The sequence below is a fragment of the Aminobacter sp. HY435 genome, from assembly GCF_027568395.1.
GTDB lineage: Bacteria > Pseudomonadota > Alphaproteobacteria > Rhizobiales > Rhizobiaceae > Aminobacter.
In genome coordinates, this window is record NZ_JANKZL010000003.1 from 296,124 (window position 1) to 318,488 (window position 22,365).

Genomic DNA, 22,365 nt, shown 5'->3' on the forward strand with positions numbered 1-22,365 from the left:
CGAATCTTGAATTCCGCGCCGCTGCCCACCATTTGATCTCTCCGTGGGCAAACTCACCCGCCATTTGAGGAAGAAATGACCGCACGCGTTCTTGACGGCGAAATCATCACCAACAGGCTCGACGACATCAGAGCCTATGACGGCGTTCGCACGCGCCGGGTGCTGGCTTTCTGCATCGACTACCTGATCGTCGGCTTGTTGATGATCCCGTTTGCGATCGTCATCTTCTTCCTGGGCATCCTGACACTGGGCCTTGGCTGGGCGCTGTTCGGCATCCTGTTTCCCATCGTGGCCATTGCCTATGTCTGGTCCACCCTTGGCGGGCCGAACCAGGCGACGACGGGCATGCGGATGATGAACATCCGCCTCGACCGTCTGGATGGACTGCCGGTTGACGGCCTGCTGGCCGTGCTGCACGGCGTGCTGTTCTGGGCCGGCAACGTCATCCTGACGCCGCTGATCCTTCTGGTGACGCTGTTTGCGGACCGCAAGCGAGCGCTTCACGACCTGTTGCTTGGCACCGTGGTCACGCGCACCGACCGCTGATTCCGGCATAAGACTGTTCAAAACCGGCAGTTGCGCCAAAATGTGAAGGCAAAGAGTCAGATTGCCTTCACATTCGTATTGAATTTTTCGCCGCTAGAGCCAAGCTATGGAATATCCGTGGGGAGTCTTCCTGACGCTCAATGACGCAGCATCCTACCCATTCTCCGCAATTCTTCCTGACGGCGCCCTCACCATGCCCCTATCTCGAGGGGCAGTTCGAGCGAAAGGTGTTCACGCATCTTGTCGGCGACAAGGCGCCGGAGATGAACGACCTTCTGACGCAAGGCGGCTTCCGCCGGTCGCAGAACATCGCCTACCGGCCAGCCTGCGAAACCTGCCGGGCCTGCGTGTCGGTCCGCATCCTTGCCCAGGAATTCCAGCCGACGCGCAACATGCGCCGTGTCACCGAACGCAACGCCGACCTCGTCGGCGCCATGCACAACGCCGAGCCCTCGACCGAGCAGTACTCGCTGTTCCGGACCTATCTCGACGCGCGCCACCGCCGCGGCGGCATGTCGGACATGACGGTTCTCGACTATGCCATGATGGTCGAGGACACGCATGTCGATACCAAGGTGATCGAGTACCGGCGCCGTGGCCCCGACAGCTTCATCACCGGCAAGGGCCAGGGCGAACTGATGGCCGTGGCGCTGACCGACAAGATGGCCGATGGGCTATCGATGGTCTACTCGTACTTCAATCCGGAATTGGACGAGCGCTCGCTTGGCACTTACATGATCCTCGACCATATCGCCCGGGCGCGCGCCATGGGCCTGCCCCACGTCTATCTTGGCTACTGGGTCAACGGTTCGCGCAAGATGAATTATAAGATACGCTTCAAGCCGCAGGAACATCTCGGACCCAAGGGCTGGGAACGTTTCACGGAAGAACCCTGACAGTCCGGCCCGTTTTCCACGCTGCCGTCGACCCATCTGGCGGAGAACAACGTGGCGAACGCACATTCGGATCACACCAGGGGCCTGCTCCTGACCGGCATCGGCGGCCTGGCGCTGACAGTAGACATTCCGCTCATCAAGCTCGCGGCCGGCAACAACTGGTCGATCCTCATGCTGCGCAGCGGCGTGACCTTCCTTGCGGCCATCGTCATCTGGATGATCTGGCGCTCGTTCAGCCGCAACGCACCGCAGCTCATTCCCGGCCGCGCCGGTCTTTTGGTGGCTGCGCTCTACGGCATCGGCTCGATTGCCTTCATCACCGCCGTCTACAACACGTCGACCGCCAACCTGGTGTTCATCCTGGCCTTCAACACGGTGTTTTCGGCGCTGCTGTCATGGCTTTTCCTGCGCGAGCGGCCGCGCCCCGCCACCATGCTCGCCATGCTGGCTATGGTCGGCGGCGTCCTGATCATCGTCGGAGATTCCATCGGCAGGGGGCATCTGTTCGGCGACCTGATGGCGCTGTGCTCGGCATTCTGCATCGCCAGCGCCATCACCATCTCGCGCCACAGCGGCAAGGACATGGGCTTCACCGCGCTTGTCGGCGTGCTTCTGCCTTGCCTGGTCGCCGCCTTCATGGTGACGAAGACCGGCTATCAGGTCGACGTACCGTGGTGGATCATCTTCAACGGCGCGGTGATCATGCCGATCTCGTTCTTCTGCCTCGCCAACGGGCCGAAATACATTTCAGGCCCGGAGGTCGCGATGTTCTACCTGCTGGAAACCGTTCTGGCCCCGATCTGGGTCTGGATGATCTTCGCCGAGGTGCCGTCGACCAACAGCCTGATCGGCGGCGCAATCCTGATCGTCACGCTGATCGCCCATTCGGCGTGGCAGCTGTCCGAAAGCCGCAAGCGCCGGGCAGTGCTGGCCGGCCAGGCAGCCTGAGCCAGCTCCCCTTCGTCGACCGTCAGCTGGCCTGGGTGCGCTTTGCCGGAACCTCGCCCTTGACGGCATCGACCGTGCGAGGCGCTTCGCCCTCCAGCGGCGCGTTGGCGGCGATCAGCGCCGCCTCATCGATCAGGTCGATCTCGCGGATCCACTCGCGCCATATGGCGACGAGCAACGCCATCAGCACCGGACCGATGAACAGGCCGAGCAGGCCCATCGTCTTGACGCCGCCGATCAGGCCGAAGAACGTCGGCAGGAACGGCAACTTGATCGGGCCGCCGACCAGCTTCGGCCGCAGCGTCTTGTCGACGATGAAGAGCTCGATCGCGCCCCAGGCAAACAGCGCGACGCCCGCGACATGCGAACCGCTGGCGACCAAGTAAATCGACACCAGGGTAAAGCACAGCGGCGCGCCGCCAGGGATCAGCGCCATGAAGCCGGTGATGACGCCGAGAGTCACGGGCGACGGCACCCCGGCGATCCAGTATGCGACGCCAAGGACAACGCCCTCGCCGATGGCGATGACGGTCATGCCCATCACGGTGGCGCTGATGGTCTTGGGCACCACGCGCGAAATGCGCTCCCAGCGCATCGGCAGAATGCGTTCGCCGAGCCGGTCGAGCTGGCCGACAAACAGTTCACCGTCGCGATAGGCGAAAAACAGCGCAATCAGCATGAACAAAAGCGTCAGCAGGATGCCGAAGGCGCTGCCGCCGGCGGCGAGCACGGCGCGATAGATACTGCCGATATTGGCGCCACTGACCAGCTGGAACAATTCACCAATCGCGCCGGGATGGCCGATGTAGCGTATCCATTGTTCGTTGAGCCACTCGCCCACCACGGGCAGATTGCCGATCCATTCGGGTGTCGGGGCGCCGTGACGGTTGGTTTCGACGGCCCAGCCGAACCATTCACGGATTTCGTTGACGGCATAGGTGGCGGCAAAGGAAATCGGCACGACGAGGAACGCGACGATGAAGATCAGCGCCAGCGTTGCGGCGATGGTGCGGTTGCCTTCGACCGAAGCGAGAAGGCGCCGATAGATCGGCCAGCTGGCGAAGGCGATGACCAGCGCCGCAAGTACCGGCACGAGAAAGCCATGGAAGAAATAGATGCCAGCGGCAACGATCAGCACCAACAGCCACCGCGCGGCGGTCAGCGGCGGCACAAGCGGCGCGCGCATCGGGACGGATGGGCCGAACAGCCGTGGCTCGCGCTCCGGTTTGCGGGAATCGGTAACCTTCAAGGGCCTTGATCTCCTCGGCCCTGTACTGGACCCAAGTTGCACGCCCGGCGGAATGCTCTAGCCGCCGACAGCCGGATCATAGAGCCAATTGCGGTGGGGCGCACCAAAACTTTGTGCTGTCATAATCGCCGGACCGCGCGCCCAAATCGGGGCGCGCCAGCGGGATCATCCGCCAAATCGGCCGGTGCGCGGGAAGCCCTTCGGCACCATGCGCCCAGCGGTCGCGCGGGTGCCGATCCATTCGACAAGCTCCTCGCGGGTGCGGGTGAAGGTGCGCTCGGCCGAGTCCAGCCAGGTGAGGCCCGCATCCATGGCGAAAACCTTGACGTCAAGGATGCCGCCATCCTTGTACTTCTGCAGGCGCACGCCCTTGCCGCGCGTCATCTCGGGAATTTCCGAGAGCGCGAAAACCAGCATCTTGCGGTTTTCGCCGACGATGGCGAGGTGATCGCCGGTCAATGGCACGCAGCGCTTGGCCTCGTCGGGCGCCTTGACGTTCATCACCTGCTTGCCCTTGCGGGTGTTGGCGACGACCTCTTCTTCGGGAACCACGAAACCGTTGCCCTCATGGCTGACGAGCAGCAGCTTGCGCTTCGGCTCGTGCACGAAGGCGGTGACGATGTCCTGATCGTTCTCCATGTCGACGATGATGCGGATCGGCTCGCCATGGCCGCGCCCGCCCGGCAGGCGGTCAGCGCCGATGGTGTAGAACTTGCCTCCAGTCGTGAAGACAAGGATCTTGTCGGTCGTCTGAGCGTGGAAGGCCATCTTGAGGCTGTCGCCTTCCTTGAAGGCCAACTGCGAGAAGTCGGCCAGGTGGCCCTTCATGGCGCGCAGCCAGCCCTTTTCGGAAACAACGACCGTCACAGGTTCCTTCTCGATCATCGCGTGATGGATATCGGTCAGGTCGTGATCGGGGGCGTCGGTGAAGACGGTACGGCGGCGACCAAGGTCCGTCTCGAAACCATAGTGATCGCGAACCTGGGTAACTTCCCACTTGATGGTCTGCCACTGCTTGGCATCCGAGGCGAGCAGCGCTTCGATCTGCTTCTTTTCGATGCTGAGCGCGTCGTGTTCCTTGCGGATCTCGAATTCCTCGAGCTTGCGCAGCGCCCTCAGGCGCATGTTGAGGATCGCCTCGGCCTGGGTGTCGGTCAGGTCCCAGCGCGTCATCATCTCGCGCTTCGGCTCATCCTCCTCGCGGATGATACGGATGACCTCGTCGATGTTGAGGTAGGCGATCAGGTAGCCGCCAAGGATCTCCAGCCGCCTGTCGATCTCGCCGAGGCGGAACTTCGAACGGCGAACGAGCACGTCACGGCGATGCTCCAGCCATTCCTGCAGCACGCCCTTGAGCGACAGCACGTTCGGCACCTTGCCACGCGACAGAACGTTCATGTTGAGCGAAAAGCGGCTCTCCAACTCGGTCAGCTTGAACAGCGATTCCATCAGCAGCCCTGGATCGACCGTGCGGCTCTTTGGAACCAGCACGACGCGGATGTCCTCGGCGCTTTCGTCGCGGATGTCTTCAAGCAGCGGCAGCCTGCGCGCGATCAACAGCTCGGCGATCTTTTCGATCAGCCGCGCCTTCTGCACACCGTAGGGGATCTGGCTGACGACAATGCTCCAGGTGCCCCTGCCCTGGTCTTCCTGATGCCAGTTGGCGCGGACGCGGAAACCGCCGCGGCCCGTCTCATAAGAATTGACGATGGACGCCCAGTCGTCGACCACGCTGCCGCCGGTGGGAAAATCGGGACCACGGACCTTGCAGCCGAGCCGGAGCTGCGGATCATCCTTGATGCGCTCCCATTCGCCGGGCGACGTCATCAGGTCCGTCACCTGGGCATCAGGCTGGTCGATCAGGTGAAGCGCGGCGTTGCACAGCTCAGCCGCGTTGTGCGGCGGGATCGACGTCGCCATGCCGACCGCGATGCCGGACTGGCCGTTGGCGAGCAGATTGGGGAACGCGCCCGGCAGAACGACCGGTTCCTCATCTTCTTCGTTGTAGGTCGGGCGATAATCGACCGCGTCTTCGGTGATGCCTTCCAGCAGCGAAACCGCCACCTCGGTCATGCGGGCTTCGGTGTAGCGCATGGCGGCGGCGTTATCGCCGTCGATGTTGCCGAAGTTGCCCTGCCCGTCGACCAGCGGATAGCGGACGGAAAAATCCTGCGCCAGGCGCACCAGCGCGTCATAGATCGACTGATCGCCGTGCGGGTGGAACTTGCCCATCACCTCGCCGACGATGCGGGCGCACTTGGCGAATCCCTGGTCGGGATTGAGCCTCAGCAGCCGCATGGCGTGCATGATGCGACGATGGACCGGCTTCAGTCCGTCGCGGACATCGGGCAGCGCACGATGCATGATGGTCGACAGCGCGTAAGCAAGGTAGCGCTCCTCGAGCGCCTTCTTGAGGTCAACCGGTTCGATGTTGTCGCCGCCGTCGTTTCCAGGCGGCAAAAGCCCTTTTCCCATGGGCTTGGACTAGCGGAACGGGCGATTCGCGACAAGTGTTATCGGCAATTGCAAGAGCGCCTTGGCGTCGCTGGTCAACAATTTTTGTCTGGCGTGGCGAGGCGGCCCAAGTACACTTGGCCTTCACCATCTGTGCGTGTGTTGCACTGCGGCAATTGCCTTTTCTCGCGAATTACGGCCATTGTGCCGGCATGCCTTGTTCCAGTCCAGTTCCTGACGGACAGGAATGGCGTGAACGAATCCTCGCAGTCTCAGGGAACCATGATGACGCAACACCGCTCTGCATTGTGCAAGCTCGCACTGTCCACCTTCCTGGTAGCGCTTCCGCTTCAGACAGCTCTCGCCCAGGAAGCGGCTGCGGTCGCCGAGCGGCTCAAGTCGCTCCTGGCCGCCCAGAACGTCACGATCGCCTGGACCGGTGTTTCCGGTGATGCGTCAGAGACAGTGCTTGAAGGCACCAGCTTCAAGGTGGCGGGCGAGGATAAGGCGTTTGAAATCGGCAAGGTCACGCTGGGCGGCATCACCGAGGAAAACGGCGGCTACAAGATCGAAACCGTCAGCACCGAGCCGTTCAACCGCACCGAGAATGGCGCGACCGTCGACGTCAGCCCGCTGACGCTCGGCAACGTGTCGCTGCCGGCGGAAGGGGCAACCGATCCTTTGGCTTCGTTCATGCTGTACGAGACCGCCAGCGTCGAAAACGTCAGCATCAAGGTCGGCGACAAGCAGGCCTTCCAGATGAGCAACTTCGAAGCCCAGGTGACGCCGCCGACCGATGGCAAGGCGATGGACTTCACCGGTGCGGCCGAAACGTTCACCGCCGACCTCAGCCTCGTCGAGGATGCGCAATCGAAGGCGGTGATCGACGCGCTCGGCTACCAGACGATCACTGGCAGCTTCAACCTCGCCGGCACCTGGCAGCCGACCGACGGCAACATGGCGCTGACCGAGTATGACATCACCGTCGACGACGCCGGCACGCTCGGCATGACCTTCGACCTCGGCGGCTATACGCCGGCCTTCCTGAAGTCGGTGCAGGATCTGCAGAAGACCATGGCCGCCCAGCCGGAAGGCGCCGACAACTCGGCCCAGGGCCTCGCCATGCTCGGCCTGATGCAGCAACTGACCTTCAACGGCGCAACCATCCGCTTCGACGACGATTCGATCACCAACAAGGTGCTCGACTACCTCGGCAAGCAGCAGGGCATGACCGGCAAGGACATTGCCAACCAGGCCAAGGCGATCGTGCCGTTCATGATGATGGAGCTCAACAACCCGGAACTGACCAAGCAGGTTACGGCTGCAGTGACGGCTTATCTGGACGACCCGAAGTCGCTCGAGATCGCAGCCAAGCCCGGTTCGCCGGTGCCGTTCGCACTGCTCGCCGCCAATGGCATGGCCAACCCGAAAGAGCTGCCGAACACGCTTGGCCTGACGGTCACCGCCAACCAGGACTGACCGCCCGCGCACAGCGCCAAAGAAAAAGCCCGGCAGCGATGCCGGGCTTTTTGTTGAATCGAAAGAGTCGCTTGCGCGGGCTTGTTAAGCTTCTTTCTTGGCAACCGCGACGCGCAGCGACAGCTCGCGCAGCTGCTGCGGGGTGGCGTCCGAAGGCGCGTTCATCAACAGGTCCTGCGCCTGCTGGTTCATCGGGAACAGCGTCACTTCACGCAGGTTCTTGGCGCCAACGAGCAGCATGATGACGCGGTCGACGCCGGCAGCCATGCCGCCGTGCGGGGGCGCGCCATACTGGAAGGCGCGGTAGAGGCCGCCGAACTGCTCCTCGACCTCCTCGCGCGACTTGCCGGTGATCTCGAAGGCCTTGACCATCGTTTCAGGCAGTTGGTTGCGGATCGAACCCGACGCGATCTCGAAGCCGTTGCAGACCATGTCGTACTGATAGGCCTTGATGGTCAGCGGGTCCTGGTTGTTCAGCGCCTCGATGCCGCCCTGCGGCATCGAGAACGGATTGTGGGCGAAGTCGATCTTCTTTTCTTCTTCCAGCCATTCGTAGAACGGGAAGTCGATGATCCAGCACAGCTCGAAGCGCTCGCGATCGACGAGGTTGAGTTCCTCGCCGGCGCGGGTGCGGGCAGCACCGGCGAACGACACGAACTTCCTGGGGTCGCCCGCGACGAAGAAGGCGGCATCGCCATCGGCGAGGCCGAGTTGCTGGCGGATGGCTTCCGTGCGCTCTTCGCCGATGTTCTTGGCGATGGGGCCTGCGCCTTCGAGCTTGTCGCCTTCCTTACGCCAGAAGATGTAGCCGAGGCCAGGCTGGCCCTCGCCCTGCGCCCAGGAATTCATGCGGTCGCAGAAGGCGCGCGAGCCACCGGTCTTGGCCGGGATGGCCCAGACCTCGACCTTCGGGTTGGAGGCGATCATGCCAGCGAACACCTTGAAGCCGGAGCCGTCGAAATGTTCGGTGACGGCCTGCATCTCGATCGGGTTGCGCAGGTCGGGCTTGTCGGAGCCATAGGTGCGCAGCGCGGTGTCGTAGGGAATGCGGCGGAACTTCTGCGTCACCGGCTTGCCGTCAGCGAACTGCTCGAAGACGCCGCGCATCACCGGCTCCATCGTGTCCCAGACGTCTTCCTGGGTGACGAAGCTCATCTCGAGGTCGAGCTGGTAGAATTCGCCCGGCAGGCGATCGGCGCGCGGGTCTTCGTCGCGGAAGCAAGGCGCGATCTGGAAGTAGCGGTCGAAACCGGCGACCATCAACAGCTGCTTGTACTGTTGCGGCGCCTGCGGCAGCGCGAAGAACTTGCCGGGGTGAATGCGGCTGGGCACCAGGAAGTCGCGCGCGCCTTCCGGCGACGACGCGGTCAGGATCGGCGTCGAATATTCGGTGAAGCCCTCCTCGCCCATGCGCTTGCGCATTTCGGCGATGATCTTGGTGCGCGCGACGATGTTCCTGTGCAACGTGTCGCGGCGCAGGTCGAGGAAACGGTACTTGAGGCGGATGTCCTCGGGATACTCAGGCTCGCCGAACACCGGCAGCGGCAGCTCCCTGGCAGCCGAAAGCACCTCGATTTCCTGCGCGAATATCTCGATCTCGCCAGTCGGCAGGTTGCCGTTGACGGCTTCGGCCATGCGCGCCTTGACCTCACCGTCGACGCGGATGACCCACTCGCCGCGCACCGTCTCGGCGATCTTGAAGGCCGGCGAGTCGGGATCGGCGACGATCTGGGTCAAGCCGTAGTGGTCGCGCAGATCGATGAAGAGCAGGCCGCCATGATCTCGGACGCGATGCACCCAGCCAGACAGACGAACGGTGGAACCGACGTCGGATTTCCTCAACTGGGCGCAGGTGTGGCTGCGGTAACGGTGCATGGCAAATTTCCGGTTCGGGCTGTTGTTCGGCGGCGCCAGGTCACGTTGTGCGCCTGGGCCGAAAAATTGGCGCGAAAAGCGCATGGGTGCCCGGTTTTGTCAAGGTAAAGCCACGCCGAGGGCGCCCAGGAGGGGGCAAAAGGCCCGGCTAGAGCCGCTTCTTCAGCCACACCCTGGAATGTCCGGGCGGATAGTCGTCGATCCGCCCGAACTCCTCGTATCCCTGCCGCTTGTAAAACTCCGGGGCCTGAAAGGTGTACGAATCGAGATGCACGCCGATGCAGCCCCGCTGCCTTGCCACCTCCTCGGCCTTGCCAAGCAGTTGGATGCCGAGACCGCGCTTGCGGGCCGCCGCATCGACCCAAAGCCATTCGACGAACAGCCAGGAATACTCCGACGATCCCTTGAGCCCGCCGATAACGGCCCCGCTTTCGTCACGCGCGACGACCCAAAGGTCCTGATCGTTGTGCGGTCCGCCAGCCTGATAGTTGTAGCCGTTCAGGCCCTCGCCAATGAATCGCGCTGTTTCGGCATCGACTTCGGTGCTGACCGCAAATGTCGTCATGGTTGCCTCCTGCGACGGCGCGTCGGCCGATGGCGCAGGCTAGCCTCGGGCCGGACAAGCGCGTTGGCGCAGCCGACGGAATATGTCGCACCAGTGGCGGTCTGGCATTGACCGGACAAGCTATCTATAGCCAACTCAAGTTTTCTCGCGCTTGTCGAATGTCCTCCATACGCCCACTGATCCCACTGCTCATCACCGCCGGCATCCTGCTTGGCGGCAACGGCCTGCAAAGTACGCTGATTGCGTTGCGCGGGGCGCAGGAAGGCTTTTCGCCTGCGACCATCGGCATGATCGGGACCACCTACTTCGGCGGCTTCCTGCTTGGCTGCATCTTCATCACCCGGATCATGAAGGCCGTCGGACACGTCCGCGCCTTTGCAGCCCTCGCCGCGATTGCCGCATCCGGCACCTTGATGCTGGTGCTGGTCATCGACCCGCTGATGTGGGCGACGATCCGCTTTGCCACCGGCTTCTGCTTCGCCGGGCTGTTCACCGTCATGGAAAGCTGGCTGAACTCGGGCGCCTCGAACCACGACCGCGCCCGCCTGCTCGCCATCTACCGCATCATCGACATCGGCTCGGTGACCGGGGCGCAGTTCATGATTCCGGTGTTCGGCGCCGGCGGCTTCACCATCTTCGCCATCATGTCGATCATGATCACCCTGTCGTTGGTGCCGGTGTCGCTTGGCGACCGCTCCAACCCCACGCCGCCCAGCGAGGTCAAGCTCGACCTCAGGCGCGCCTGGCGCATCTCGCCGCTCGGCGCCATCGGCTGCATCTTTGTCGGCATCACCAACAGCGCCTTCCGCACCTTGAGCCCGATCTATGCCGATCAGATCGGCATGTCGGTGACCGATGTCGTGACCTTCGTCAGTGTCGGAATTATCGGCGGAGCGATGATACAGTATCCGCTCGGCTACCTGTCGGACCTGTGGGACCGCCGCCTCGTGCTGCTTGTTACCACGCTCGGCGCGCTGCTTTCGGCGCTGGCGCTGGTGTTCTTCGCCGGCAATTCCCCGATCGCCAACTTCGTGCTGATCTTCATCTTCGGCTCGTTCGCCATGCCCCTCTATTCGCTGTCTGCGGCGCATGCCAACGACCGCGCGGAGAAGGACGAGTTCGTGCTCGTCAACGCGGCGCTGATGCTGTTCTACTCCGTCGGCGCCATCGCCGGCCCGCTGATCGCGTCCCTTTTCATGGAGCGCTATGGCCCGCATTCGCTGTTTGCCTTCAGCGCCGCCGTCTATGTGCTGTTCGTGGCGGTCATCGTCTACCGCATGGGCGCGCGTTCGCCAGTTCCAGCCGGCCACCGCGGCCGCTTCTTCGCGCTACTCAGGACCTCGCCGATTTTTGCGCGTTTTGCCGGCCGAAACGCGGCTTCCAACGATACTGACGCTGCGTGACACCCGCGACCGCGGCTGCAGTGCCCGGCGAATGGACGCTTGACGAATGAGCGCCCGACTGAAAAGGAAAGACAACGCGTTCTGAACAAAGCAATATTATGCATGTAATAACGACCCAGGACGAACTCGAAACCGCCATTGCCGCGCTCGAAAAATCCAATTTCGTGACGGTAGACACCGAGTTCATTCGCGAAACCACTTTCTGGCCCGAGCTGTGCCTGATCCAGATGGCCGCCCCCGGCGTATCGGCATTGGTCGATCCGCTGGCTCCAGGCATCGACCTTCAGCCTTTCTTCCGGCTGATGGCCAACGAGGCGGTGACCAAGGTCTTCCATGCCGCACGCCAGGACATCGAGATCATCTTCCACCTGGGCGGGCTGATCCCGCACCCGGTGTTCGATACCCAGGTCGCGGCCATGGTCTGCGGTTTCGGCGACAGCGTCTCCTACGAGCAGATCGTTCAGAAGATCACCGGCGGCCGCATCGACAAGTCGTCGCGCTTCACCGACTGGCGCCACCGCCCGCTTTCGGACAAGCAGCTCGACTATGCGCTTGCCGACGTGACCCACCTGATCGGCGTCTACGAGCATCTCAAGGCCGAGCTCGAGCGCGAAAACCGCGCCCACTGGCTGAACGAGGAAATGGAGGTCCTGACCTCCCGCGCCACCTACGATCCGCATCCCGAAGATGCCTGGAAGCGCCTGAAGATGCGCCTGCGCAAACCCCAGGAGCTTGCCATCGTGCAGGCTGTTGCCGCCTGGCGCGAACGCGAGGCGCGCGAACGCAACGTGCCGCGCGGCCGTGTCCTGAAGGACGACGCGATCTATGAGGTCGCCCAGCAGGCGCCGCGCGACATGGCCGCCCTGTCGCGCCTGCGCACCACGCCGAAGGGCTGGGAGCGGTCGTCGTCGGCCACCGCCCTGCTTGCAGTCGTCAATGCGGCACTCGACATGCCGCGCGACCAGATGCCCAAGCTGCCCAAGACATTCCAACCGCCAGAAGGCTCGAGCGCCGCTTCGGAGCTGCTCAAGGTTCTGCTGCGCATCGTGTCGGAAAAGGAAGGCGTGGCGCCCAAGGTGCTTGCCTCGGGCGACGACATCGACCGCATCGCCGCCGAAGGCGAGGCAGCGGATGTCCCAGCCCTGCAGGGCTGGCGCAAGGCCGTTTTCGGCGAAGCAGCGCTCAAGCTGGTGCGCGGCGAACTGGCCATCCGCTTCGACAAACGCAAGATCGCGGTGTTCGAAGTCAACGCCTGAACGGCGCGGCCTGGCTGCCGCGCCGCTTGCAAGCCGGCGTCTGACGATTTCGATCCGCAGGCCGCGGTTGCCGTCATCCAGGCTTTGGCTGGCGCCAGCGCGATCACGTCGTCTTTCGAGACGACTTCAGGCCAGGATGCGCCTGATGCAGAGCTGGACCTGTCCGACATGGCCAAGGACGCCGCGACAGCAGAGCGCAGCGAAGGCGCAAAAGGCGAGAGCCTGCGAGGGCTGCTCGCCCATTACCTGGAATTCATCGACGCGTCCGATTTCGACAGGAAGCAAAAATTCTCGATATGGCTTTGAGCCTCTCAGCCAGTGCCGTGGCTATCGATGTCGGCCGAAATGGCTCTTTTCCGCCGCGAGGCCAGGACGAAGGCCGTGATGACCGCGACTGGCACGACCAGTAAGGCAAACTTCGCGACTATGAGCCCGGAGGCAAGAGCCATCGACCTGCTGCCGGCTGATGGCGGGTCGGCCAGCATGCGCGCAACGACGATGTTTTGGGCATAGTCGGCGATCGTGTAGGGCACAACCAGGCCAACGGCCACCAGCGAGCGCATACGTTCTGAAAGCGCTGCGAAGCGTGGCAGCTGCTCACCGTACTTCAGGATCAGGCTGACCAGTGTCAGCGACAGCAGCGCCGGAAACAGCAGGTCGAAAGTCAGATAGTGCCAGACAAGGATTGTCTCGGCGCCGGGACGGCCAAGGCGGGCTATCCAGTCGAAGCCTTCGCTTTCGGAAAAGCCCGAGAAGCGAAGGTCGAGCGACGGCTGATCGCCGCTCAATGTGCGAAAGTAGAATAACTCGAGCAGCGTCATGGCGGCGAACACCGCCGCCGTGACGAAGCCCAGCGCTGCCGCGTGCCGCCGCAGCCTTGCGATCATGCGGATCAGACCCCGCCGGGGTAGTTCGGGCTCTCGCGCGTGATGGTCACGTTGTGGGCGTGGCTCTCACGCAGGCCGGCGTTGGAGATGCGCACGAAGGTGGCGCGATCGCGGAAGTCGGCCAGCGTGCGTGCGCCGACATAGCCCATCGACGCCTTGAGGCCGCCGGCGAGCTGGTGCAGCACGCCCGAGACCGGTCCCTTGTAAGGTACCTGGCCCTCGATGCCCTCGGGCACCAGCTTGAGGGTGTCGCGCACTTCGGCCTGGAAATAGCGATCGGCCGAACCGCGTGCCATCGCGCCGACCGACCCCATGCCGCGGTATGCCTTGAACGAGCGGCCCTGGTGCAAATAGACCTCGCCGGGGCTTTCCTCGGTGCCGGCGAGCAGCGAGCCGATCATCGCCACACCCGCTCCGGCGGCAAGCGCCTTGGCGAGGTCGCCCGAAAACTTGATGCCGCCGTCGGCAACCACCGTGACGCCCGACTTCTGGGCGGCCTCGACTGCCGACATGATCGCCGACAGCTGCGGCACGCCGACGCCGGCAACAATGCGGGTGGTGCAGATCGAGCCCGGCCCGATGCCGACCTTGACCACATCGGCGCCCGCGTCGATCAACGCCTGGGTGCCTTCAGCAGTGGCGACGTTGCCGGCCATGATGCGCACCGAGTTGGAAATCTTCTTGGCGCGGGTAACGGCGTCGAGAACGCGCTGCGAATGGCCATGCGCGGTGTCAATGACCAACAGGTCGACGCCGGCGTCGATCAGGCGCTCGGCCCGCTCGAAACCGTCGTCGCCGACGCTGGTGGCAGCAGCGGCGCGCAGACGCCCCTGCGCGTCCTTGGTGGCGTTCGGATTGAGCTGCGACTTCTCCATGTCCTTGACGGTGATGAGGCCGACGCAGTTGCCGCTCTTGTCGACGACGAGCAGCTTTTCGATGCGGTGCTGGTGCAGCAGGCGCTTGGCCTCCTCCTGTTCAACCGTCTCCTTGACGGTGATCAGGTTCTCGCGCGTCATCAACTCATAGACCTTCTGAGCCGGATCAGAGGCGAAACGAACGTCGCGGTTGGTGAGGATGCCGACCAGACGGCCGGTCTTCTGGCCGCCGGTGCCGCCATTCTCGACGACCGGGATGCCGGAGATGCCGTGAGTGCGCATCAGGGTCAGCGCGTCGGCCAGCGTGGCGTCCGGCCCGATCGTGACCGGGTTCACCACCATGCCCGATTCGAACTTCTTGACCTGGCGAACCTGCTCGGCCTGTTCAGCGGGCGTGAAATTGCGATGAATGACGCCGATGCCGCCAGCTTGCGCCATGGCGATCGCCAGGCGCGCTTCGGTTACCGTGTCCATGGCGGCCGAGATGATCGGGATATTGAGGTCGATGTCGCCGGCGATGCGGGTGCTGATGTCGGTCTCGCCGGGCATCACTTCGGAATGACCGGGCTGCAACAGCACGTCGTCAAAGGTCAGCGCCAGAGCGCCGGTGGAAGATTCTATGATTTTCGCCATGGCCAACCTCGGAATGCATGAAGGAACGCTGGAACCAATGGTATGCAGCGCCGACTCGTCTTTTCCCTTTCAGGATTGGCGGTGGCTGGTAACACGTCTTTGCGCTGATGAAAAGCGGTGCAATGCCGCAAGGCTGTGGCGTGCCTGCTTGTCTCCGCTCGGGTTCGCGTCAGGGTGGGGTAAAGTACGGCTGACGGCGGCAGTTGCGGGAGACGACAAGGCAAGATGATTGACTTGTCGGAACTGCAGCCGCAGGCTTCGCCAAGTCACGCCATCCAGCGCGAGCAATTCGCCTTTGCCGACACAGTACGAATACTTCGGCACCTGGAGCACCGATTCCTCTTCGACCATGCCTAACCTGTGCATCTATTCGGCGTTGGTGAAAGTTGGACGCCAACGTTATTTCTACGGCAACACCCATCTTGCCGATGCGACCTTTGGCTACCACCCCCATCCGTGGCGTATTCTGATCCGTCGCATCACCGTGATCGCGATGCTGGTGAGATCAACAGCGGCAACTGACTGGGCCAGACGGCACTGGCAACGGACAGCGCTTGCCTTAGATGCTACCTGACCCGCGCAAACGCCATTTCGGCGATACAGGCTTCACCAATGTCCCAGAACCGCGTCACTCCGCTTGTGCTCGCTGTTGCCCTGTTCATGGAAAACATGGATTCCACGATCATTGCGACGTCGCTGCCGGCAATCGCGGTCGACATGAACACCAGCCCGATCGCGCTGAAGCTGGCCATGACGGCCTATCTCGTCTCGCTCGCCATCTTCATTCCGATCAGCGCGTGGATGGCCGACCGCTACGGCGCCAAGCAGGTGTTTCGCTGCGCCATCGGCGTGTTCATCCTGGGATCGATCTGCTGCGCCCTTGCGAATTCGCTCGGTGAGTTCGTCGGCGCCCGCTTCCTGCAGGGCATGGGCGGCTCGATGATGACGCCGGTGGCGCGCCTGCTGCTGGTTCGCACCACCGCCAAGAGCGGACTGGTGTCGGCGATGGCGACGCTGACCATCCCGGCGCTGGTCGGGCCGCTCATCGGCCCGCCGGTGGGCGGCTTCATCACCACGTACCTGCATTGGCACTGGATATTCCTTGTCAACGTGCCGATCGGCCTTCTCGGCATCTGGATGTCGGGCCGCTACCTGCCCGACATCGAACGGGCACCGGCGCAACAGATCGACAGCGTCGGTTTCGTCCTGTCGGCCATCGCGGCGTCCGGCGTGGTGTTCGGTCTGTCCGTGATCAGCCTGCCGGCGCTGCCGCCGTTCATCGGGGCCATTGCAGTCTCGGTCGGCCTCATCAGCGGCTGGCTTTATGTCCGGCACGCGCGCAGCAAGCCAAATCCGTTGCTTCAGCTCAACTTGTTCGCCATTCCGACGTTCCGGACCGCGATCGTCGGCGGATCGCTGTTTCGCATCGGCATCGGCGCGACGCCGTTCCTGCTGCCACTGCTGCTGCAACTCGGCTTCGGCCTGTCGCCGTTCGAGTCGGGCATGATCACCTTCGTCTCGGCGGCCGGCGCGCTGGCCATGAAGTTCGTCGCGCCGAAGATCCTCAGGCATCTTGGCTTCAAGGTGGTGCTGATCACCGCCTCCGTCACCACGGCGTTGACCATCGCGGCTTTCGGCTTCTTCACCGTCCACACGCCCTACCCGCTGATGCTGTCGATCCTGTTTGTCTCCGGCTTCCTGCGCTCGATGTTCTTCACCTCGTCCAACGCCCTGGTGTTCGCAGATCTAGACGCAACCCAGAACGGCCAGGCGACGGCCATCGCGGCGGTGGCGCAGCAGATTTCGCTGGCGATGGGCGTGACCATCGGCGGCCTGGCGCTGGAGCTGTGGTCGCAGGCAACCGGCGAGGCCGTCGGCGGCGCCAGCTTCACCTTCGCGTTCTTGGTGATCGCGGTGATCACCGTCTTGCCGACATTCATATTCGCCCGGATGGCGCATGACGCCGGCGGAGAGATTTCGGGCAAGGGGCAACCGCGTGACGTCGCGGGCGCCCCACAGCAATCATGACGCGGCGGGATCGCTGCGGCCTTTGAAATCCTTGGCCAGCAGATAGAGCTCGGCCGATTCGTCGCGCGAAGCCGGCGGCTTGACGTGATGGACCGTGCGGAAATTCTGCTTCAGCAGCTTGAGAAGATCGGCTTCGGTTCCGCCCTGGAAGGTCTTGGCCAGGAAGTGGCCGCCCGGCTTCAGCACCGAGATGGCGAAATCGGCCGCCACCTCGCACAGATGCATGGTGCGGATTTGATCGGTGCGGCGGTGACCGGTGGTCGGCGCCGCCATGTCGGACAGCACCACGTCGGGTGCGCCGCCCAGCGTTTCCGAAAGCCGCTGCGGGGCATCATCGTCGAGGAAATCCAGCAACAGAACCGGCGCGCCGGGAACCGCGTCCATCTCGAGATAATCGATGCCGACGACATGCGGGTTTTCCGCAGTCGAGCCGGTGCGGGCCGCAGCCACCTGGCACCAGCCGCCGGGCGCAGCACCCAGGTCGATGATCTTCATGCCCGGTTTCAGCAGGTGGTGCTTGTCGTCGATCTCGATCAGCTTGTAGGCCGCGCGGGACCTGTAGCCGTCAGCCTTCGAGCGCTGGACGTAGGGATCGTTCATGTGGCGCTCGAGCCAGCGGCGCGACGATTCCTTGAGGCCGCGCTTCTTCTTGATCTTGGTGCGCAGGACGCGCGTGGCGCCCGCCGCGACTTCCGGCTTGGTCGGTTTCTTCGTCATACGCGCTGTCCGTTCCGCCAGTTGCGGCGCCACACGCCGTCATCGGCCATCAATTCGCTCAAAATGCCTTCGCGCAAGCCGCGATCGGCTACCCGCAGCCGTTCCGACGGCCAGACCGCCCGGATCGCCTCCAATATCGCGCAGCCGGCCAGCACCAGGTCGGCCCGGTCGGCGCCAATGCAGGGATTGGCGACGCGTTGGTCGAAATCCCACCCGCGCACCTTTTCGACCATGCGGTCGACGCTTGTGCCATCCATCCACAGGCCATCGACGCGGCGACGGTCGTAACGATCGAGTTCGAGATGCACGCCGGCAAGCGTCGTCACCGTGCCCGAGGTGCCCAAAAGATGGAATTTCGGGCTCGACACGATATGGCTGAGCCGGTCGCGGCCGTCAAACGAGCGCAATCGCGCAGCGACGTCCTCGACCATCGCGGCGAAGATTTCCGGCGTCACCGTGCGCCCGCCGAAACGTTCGGCAAGCGACACGACGCCGACCGGCAGCGAGGTCCACGACACGATGTGGTTGGCCAGGCGCGGCGAGCGATGGCGCGACACGTCGATCAGGGCGATCTCGGAGGAACCGCCGCCGATGTCGAACAGGACGACGCCGTCGGTGTCGCGCTCGATCAGCGATCCGCAGCCGGACACGGCCAGCCGTGCCTCGGTCTGGCGGTCGATGATCTCGAGCTTCAGCCCTGCTTCGCGCTCGACGCGATCGATGAACTCGGCGCCGTTCGCGGCCGAGCGACAGGCTTCCGTGGCGATCAGCCGTGCCTTCCTGATCTTGCGGTTGCGCAGCTTGTCGGAACAGACCTTGAGCGCCTCGACCGCCCTGTCCATCGCCGGCCGGCTCAGCCGCCCCGAAGCGGACAGGCCTTCGCCGAGCCGCACGATGCGCGAAAACGCATCGATGACGCGGAACTGGCCCGGGCGCCCGGGCACCGCCACCAGCAGGCGGCAGTTGTTGGTGCCGAGATCGAGCGCGGCAAAGACAGGCAGATCCGACACCCCTGGAGCGCGTGGCGCATCGCCCGCGACTGCCTTGGCGGCCTGAAGCGGCGGCGCAGCTTTCTGGACAGGCGCAGGTTGCCGCGCGGCAACGGTTTCGCCGGCCACGGGCTGCGCACCGTCACGCGCATAGACCTTTCGGCCGCGGCGACGCTTGCGTCTCTTCCTGGTCTTTGCCTTGGGTTGCGTGGCGTCTCCATTGCCATGGCCGTGACCAGACAGCACGGCAGCCTGGCGGCTCAGCCGGGGCCGCTCGCCGCCGTGAGGCGACGGATCATCCCCGGAGACACCCGCATCCGGCGCGCTGGCGCCGGCTTCGCGGTCCTTCACCTTGCAACTTCCTTCTGGCGCCGCGCGAACCTGTTATGGACGCTGCACGCGCTTGTCATCTTGTGTTGGCGCAAGACTATCAGCGCGCGGCCGGATCACCAAGGCCCGGCCGGGCGTAATTTTGCCGACGCCAGGCTCCCGGTCGGCCTGACCGGCGAAAAGCCGCCATCGGGTTGAATAGCCGGCTTTGATAAGGCACATCTGAAACACAGGTCGACCAGATGGGTGGCAGCCTTGGCCGCCGCTGGCTCCATGACACCGGACCGAAAGGAGAGGTTAGCGCCGCCGCATGAGAATCAAGGACTACATTTGGCCCGTCATCGGGCTCGGAGCCGTCGCCGTATCCGGCTGGCTGCTCTATCACGAGTGGCGTGAAATTTCCCTCGACGACGTCTGGAGCGGCCTCACCGCTATTCCTCCGCACGGCTGGATCCTGGCAGCGCTGAGTTCGATCGTCGCTTATGCCGCCCTCGCCGGTTACGACCACATCGCACTGCTGCACATCGGCAAGCGCGTGAACTGGCTCTTCGTCACCGTCTGCTCGTTCACCACCTATGCCCTGTCGCACAACATCGGCGGCTCGGTGTTTTCGGGCGCCGTCATACGCTACCGCGCCTATGGCACCAAGGGATTGACCGGCCAGGACGTCGGCGTGCTGGTGGCGGTGTGCTGGTTCACCTTCGTGCTGTCGAGCGTGTTCGTCGGCGGGGTGGTGATTCTGCTCGAACCGGGGCTCCTCGACCGCTACACCGAAGGCAACCATCAAGGCTGGTGGATCGGCCTGGGCATCGCCATGCTGCTGTTCGTCGCCGCCTACATCTTCGGCAGTTGGCTGCACCTGAAGCCGCTGGCCATCGGCAAGTTCCGCCTGCACTACCCTGCCCTGCCGATCGTGGCGCGCCAGCTGACAGTCGGGCCGCTGGAGATTCTTGCCGCCGCCGCGATCATCTATTTCGCCCTGCCGGCCGAGCACAATCCGGGTTACGTCATCGTCCTCGGCATCTTCCTGTTTTCGTTCGCCGTGGCGCAGGCCTCGCACGCGCCGGGCGGGCTCGGCGTGCTCGAGGTGGTGTTCCTGACCGGCCTGTCGGAGATGGACCCTGCGGCAGTGCTTGCCGCTTTGCTCGTCTTCCGGCTGTTTTACCTGATCATTCCGCTGATCCTCGGCATCGGCGCGGTGCTCGGCTTCGAGCATTCGCAGTTCGGCCGACGGCAGCGCGAAGGGGATGTATGAAAATCAAGAATTGCCTGTCAGGACGGGGTTGACTATTTTTCGGCTCCGGGTACAAGGCGCGCACCGGCGGCGTTGTCGATGACTGCGTCGCGGCCGAAACCAAATCGGCCTTGCTGGGGAATAGGTTAACGGTAGACCCACGGACTCTGACTCCGTTAGTCCTGGTTCGAATCCAGGTTCCCCAGCCATTCAATTTCCAAGCCATTGAAATCGTTCGAAGATCAGATCGCTGCGAATCCGTTTTCGATGCCTTTCCGCGATTGTGCACACAACTGAGGCACAGGGCTGCGCACATTCGGACTGCCATGCCCTTCAGACGCGAAAGGCAGTCCGGCATGGGAAGACGTCACGAAATCCAGAATCTCGTCCGCCGGGGCAACATGTTCCATTGGCGGCCACGCATTCCGCGCCAGTTCCCGGAAATTGCGGAACGGCACCTTTCACTAAGTCTCCACCAGTCTGACAATAAGAAGGCCCAGTACATGGCGCGGCGCCTCAACACGCTGTTGCATGAGTTGAAGCTGACGCCAGGAGCCGCGGTGACGACGAAGGACCAGCTCGAATCGCTCTTCCGCACGGAAGCGGATCGCATGAGCGAGCATCTCGACAATCTGCAGTTCGCTGCCCGGCGCGTGGGGTCGGACGCCGCGCTTTCGGCCCGAGCCGATATCGAGATCGGATGGGCCTACCGCCTGATCGAGCTGTTCGGCACGATGCGCAAGCTCTCCTTCGAACCGGGTTGCCCAGGACGGTCAGCGCTCGAGCGCGCCAGCATTCCAGAACCGAGCATTGCCACGATCGCAACTGCGTTCACGCAGGAGCAGGCTGGCTGTCGGCACAGCCACTTCGAAAAGGCGCTCGTCGCCGACATGGCAGCGCATGGGATCGCCGACACGCTGATCAACCGCGAACGCGCGACAGCACAACTGATGCGCGCCAAGGCCGACATGCTGCTCGCGGCACCCTCGCGGTATCCGGAGGTGGAAGGATCAAGCGACGCCGAACTGTTGGCCGACGAAGATGCTGCCGCTCACAAGGGGGCTCCTACCACAGCAGAGCCCCTCGCCACGCAGCCGGCAGTCATCGAACAGCCTCCCTCGCCCACGGTTTCTGGAACCCGAGTCCAAGGCCAGCACCTGAAGCCCGAGCAATCCGAGGTCGCGGCCGAGTACGCGGCACCGCTCGGTTCGCATTCGGCGCCACCCCCGAAAGGCATACCGCTCCCTGTCACCGAATTCATGACGCGCTGCCAAAAATTGATCGACGGCAAGAGGAACTGGGAGCGCAAGACAGCCCAGGACGTACGCGTCATTGTCGGAACGTTTGTTGGCATCCTCGAAGAGCATGGCGTCAAGACCTCCGCCGAGATCACCCAGTTTCACATGGGACGGCTGCGCGAACATTTTGACGAGATTCCAACCAAATATGGCCAGAGCTCCCGGTTGCGCCGCCTTTCCACCAGGGAGTTGCGCGAGACCGCGGCGCGCCAGGTCGAAATCGCAAAGACTCGAAACCAGGAACCGCCGAAAATTGGTCTCGATTCCAATACGATCCGCAAACACCTGACGAACCTGGGCGAGTTTCTGAGAAACGTGCGCGGGCATGGGTTCGCGGTGACCGACCTCAGCATGGATGGCCTGCGGCCGCCAAAGCTCAAGTCAGGCGATTTGCGCGCTCTCACGGATAAGCCCGACGCGACGCGTCTCAAACCGCTTTTCGACATGGCAGTGTTCACTGGATGCCAAAGCGCCGAAAAGCAGGGGGCAGCCGGCGACCAAGTGTATCACAGCGCAAACTATTTCTTGCCGATGCTCTTTGTCTATCTGGGGCCCCGGCGATACGAGATCGCGGGGCTAGAGCGGCGAGCGTTCTGATTGAATCGAATGGGATTCCTGAGAACTGGATTTCGTGATTCACTTCGGTTGGAGGTGATTTGCGATGACCCGTTCCTATTCGCTTGATCTTCGTGAGCGTGTTGCG

Annotated in this window: 19 protein-coding genes and 1 tRNA gene; 12 read left to right on the forward strand and 8 right to left on the reverse strand. The window is 63.4% G+C overall.

Annotated features, from left to right (window positions below; translation table 11 throughout):
- Window positions 1-75 precede the first annotated feature (75 nt).
- From PCJ21_RS04880 to PCJ21_RS04890, 3 genes are all read left to right on the forward strand, one after another.
- The gene (locus tag PCJ21_RS04880) at window positions 76-546 is read left to right on the forward strand and encodes an RDD family protein (RefSeq protein WP_269930252.1); all 471 of its coding nucleotides are present in this window, start codon (window positions 76-78) and stop codon (window positions 544-546) included.
- 140 nt (window positions 547-686) lie between these two features.
- A complete protein-coding gene (locus tag PCJ21_RS04885; protein ID WP_269930253.1) occupies window positions 687-1,442 on the forward strand; it encodes an arginyltransferase in 756 nt (251 codons plus the stop codon).
- Between the two features lie 51 nt (window positions 1,443-1,493).
- Window positions 1,494-2,390 (forward strand): DMT family transporter, encoded by an 897-nt coding sequence (locus tag PCJ21_RS04890; protein ID WP_269930254.1) that lies wholly within the window; start codon window positions 1,494-1,496, stop codon window positions 2,388-2,390.
- Between the two features lie 22 nt (window positions 2,391-2,412).
- On the opposite strand, the gene PCJ21_RS04895 is transcribed toward PCJ21_RS04890, so the two are convergent.
- Complete coding sequence (locus PCJ21_RS04895; protein WP_269930281.1) at window positions 2,413-3,576, reverse strand: AI-2E family transporter; 1,164 nt, start codon at window positions 3,574-3,576, stop codon at window positions 2,413-2,415.
- A 228-nt stretch (window positions 3,577-3,804) separates the two neighbouring features.
- On the reverse strand, window positions 3,805-6,114 hold the full coding sequence (parC, locus tag PCJ21_RS04900; protein WP_269930255.1) for a DNA topoisomerase IV subunit A: 2,310 nt from the start codon (window positions 6,112-6,114) through the stop codon (window positions 3,805-3,807).
- A gap of 264 nt (window positions 6,115-6,378) precedes the next feature.
- On the opposite strand from parC, the gene PCJ21_RS04905 reads away from it, so the two are divergent.
- A complete protein-coding gene (locus PCJ21_RS04905; protein ID WP_269930256.1) occupies window positions 6,379-7,572 on the forward strand; it encodes a hypothetical protein in 1,194 nt (397 codons plus the stop codon).
- 84 nt (window positions 7,573-7,656) lie between these two features.
- Here the strand turns inward: PCJ21_RS04905 and aspS are convergent, their stop codons facing one another.
- Both aspS and PCJ21_RS04915 read right to left on the reverse strand, forming a co-directional pair.
- Window positions 7,657-9,447 (reverse strand): aspartate--tRNA ligase, encoded by a 1,791-nt coding sequence (gene aspS / locus PCJ21_RS04910; protein ID WP_269930257.1) that lies wholly within the window; start codon window positions 9,445-9,447, stop codon window positions 7,657-7,659.
- 148 nt (window positions 9,448-9,595) lie between these two features.
- The gene (locus PCJ21_RS04915; RefSeq protein WP_269930258.1) at window positions 9,596-10,012 is read right to left on the reverse strand and encodes a GNAT family N-acetyltransferase; all 417 of its coding nucleotides are present in this window, start codon (window positions 10,010-10,012) and stop codon (window positions 9,596-9,598) included.
- 158 nt (window positions 10,013-10,170) lie between these two features.
- Here PCJ21_RS04915 and PCJ21_RS04920 point away from each other — a divergent pair, with 158 nt between their 5' ends.
- From PCJ21_RS04920 to PCJ21_RS04930, 3 genes are all read left to right on the forward strand, one after another.
- The gene (locus PCJ21_RS04920) at window positions 10,171-11,415 is read left to right on the forward strand and encodes an MFS transporter (RefSeq protein ID WP_269930259.1); all 1,245 of its coding nucleotides are present in this window, start codon (window positions 10,171-10,173) and stop codon (window positions 11,413-11,415) included.
- Between the two features lie 98 nt (window positions 11,416-11,513).
- Window positions 11,514-12,671: a ribonuclease D gene (gene rnd / locus PCJ21_RS04925; RefSeq protein ID WP_269930260.1), complete on the forward strand. Its 1,158-nt coding sequence runs from the start codon at window positions 11,514-11,516 to the stop codon at window positions 12,669-12,671.
- 168 nt (window positions 12,672-12,839) lie between these two features.
- Window positions 12,840-12,977: a hypothetical protein gene (locus PCJ21_RS04930; RefSeq protein ID WP_269930261.1), complete on the forward strand. Its 138-nt coding sequence runs from the start codon at window positions 12,840-12,842 to the stop codon at window positions 12,975-12,977.
- A gap of 5 nt (window positions 12,978-12,982) precedes the next feature.
- Here PCJ21_RS04930 and PCJ21_RS04935 read toward each other — a convergent pair whose 3' ends face one another.
- Together PCJ21_RS04935 and guaB are read right to left on the reverse strand one after the other, a co-directional pair.
- Window positions 12,983-13,558, reverse strand: a complete 576-nt coding sequence (locus PCJ21_RS04935) for a hypothetical protein (protein ID WP_269930262.1) — start codon at window positions 13,556-13,558, stop codon at window positions 12,983-12,985.
- A gap of 5 nt (window positions 13,559-13,563) precedes the next feature.
- Window positions 13,564-15,066: an IMP dehydrogenase gene (gene guaB, locus PCJ21_RS04940; RefSeq protein ID WP_269930263.1), complete on the reverse strand. Its 1,503-nt coding sequence runs from the start codon at window positions 15,064-15,066 to the stop codon at window positions 13,564-13,566.
- Between the two features lie 295 nt (window positions 15,067-15,361).
- On the opposite strand from guaB, the gene PCJ21_RS04945 reads away from it, so the two are divergent.
- Window positions 15,362-15,640 (forward strand): DUF898 family protein, encoded by a 279-nt coding sequence (locus tag PCJ21_RS04945; protein ID WP_269930264.1) that lies wholly within the window; start codon window positions 15,362-15,364, stop codon window positions 15,638-15,640.
- Window positions 15,641-15,678: 38 nt separating this feature from the next.
- Window positions 15,679-17,094, forward strand: a complete 1,416-nt coding sequence (locus PCJ21_RS04950) for an MFS transporter (RefSeq protein WP_269930265.1) — start codon at window positions 15,679-15,681, stop codon at window positions 17,092-17,094.
- Here the strand turns inward: PCJ21_RS04950 and PCJ21_RS04955 are convergent.
- Together PCJ21_RS04955 and PCJ21_RS04960 are read right to left on the reverse strand one after the other, a co-directional pair.
- Entirely contained in the window at window positions 17,089-17,811 is a 723-nt protein-coding gene (locus tag PCJ21_RS04955) for an RlmE family RNA methyltransferase (protein WP_269930266.1), read from the reverse strand. The genes PCJ21_RS04950 and PCJ21_RS04955 overlap by 6 nt on opposite strands.
- A complete protein-coding gene (locus PCJ21_RS04960; RefSeq protein WP_269930267.1) occupies window positions 17,808-19,151 on the reverse strand; it encodes a Ppx/GppA phosphatase family protein in 1,344 nt (447 codons plus the stop codon). Before PCJ21_RS04960 ends, PCJ21_RS04955 begins: the two co-directional genes overlap by 4 nt.
- 289 nt (window positions 19,152-19,440) lie before the next feature.
- On the opposite strand from PCJ21_RS04960, the gene PCJ21_RS04965 reads away from it, so the two are divergent.
- From PCJ21_RS04965 to PCJ21_RS04975, 3 genes are all read left to right on the forward strand, one after another.
- On the forward strand, window positions 19,441-20,385 hold the full coding sequence (locus PCJ21_RS04965; protein WP_269930268.1) for a lysylphosphatidylglycerol synthase transmembrane domain-containing protein: 945 nt from the start codon (window positions 19,441-19,443) through the stop codon (window positions 20,383-20,385).
- A gap of 114 nt (window positions 20,386-20,499) precedes the next feature.
- Window positions 20,500-20,573, forward strand: a tRNA-Gln gene (locus PCJ21_RS04970).
- 147 nt (window positions 20,574-20,720) lie between these two features.
- Window positions 20,721-22,259: a DUF6538 domain-containing protein gene (locus PCJ21_RS04975; RefSeq protein ID WP_269930269.1), complete on the forward strand. Its 1,539-nt coding sequence runs from the start codon at window positions 20,721-20,723 to the stop codon at window positions 22,257-22,259.
- Window positions 22,260-22,365: the final 106 nt, after the last annotated feature.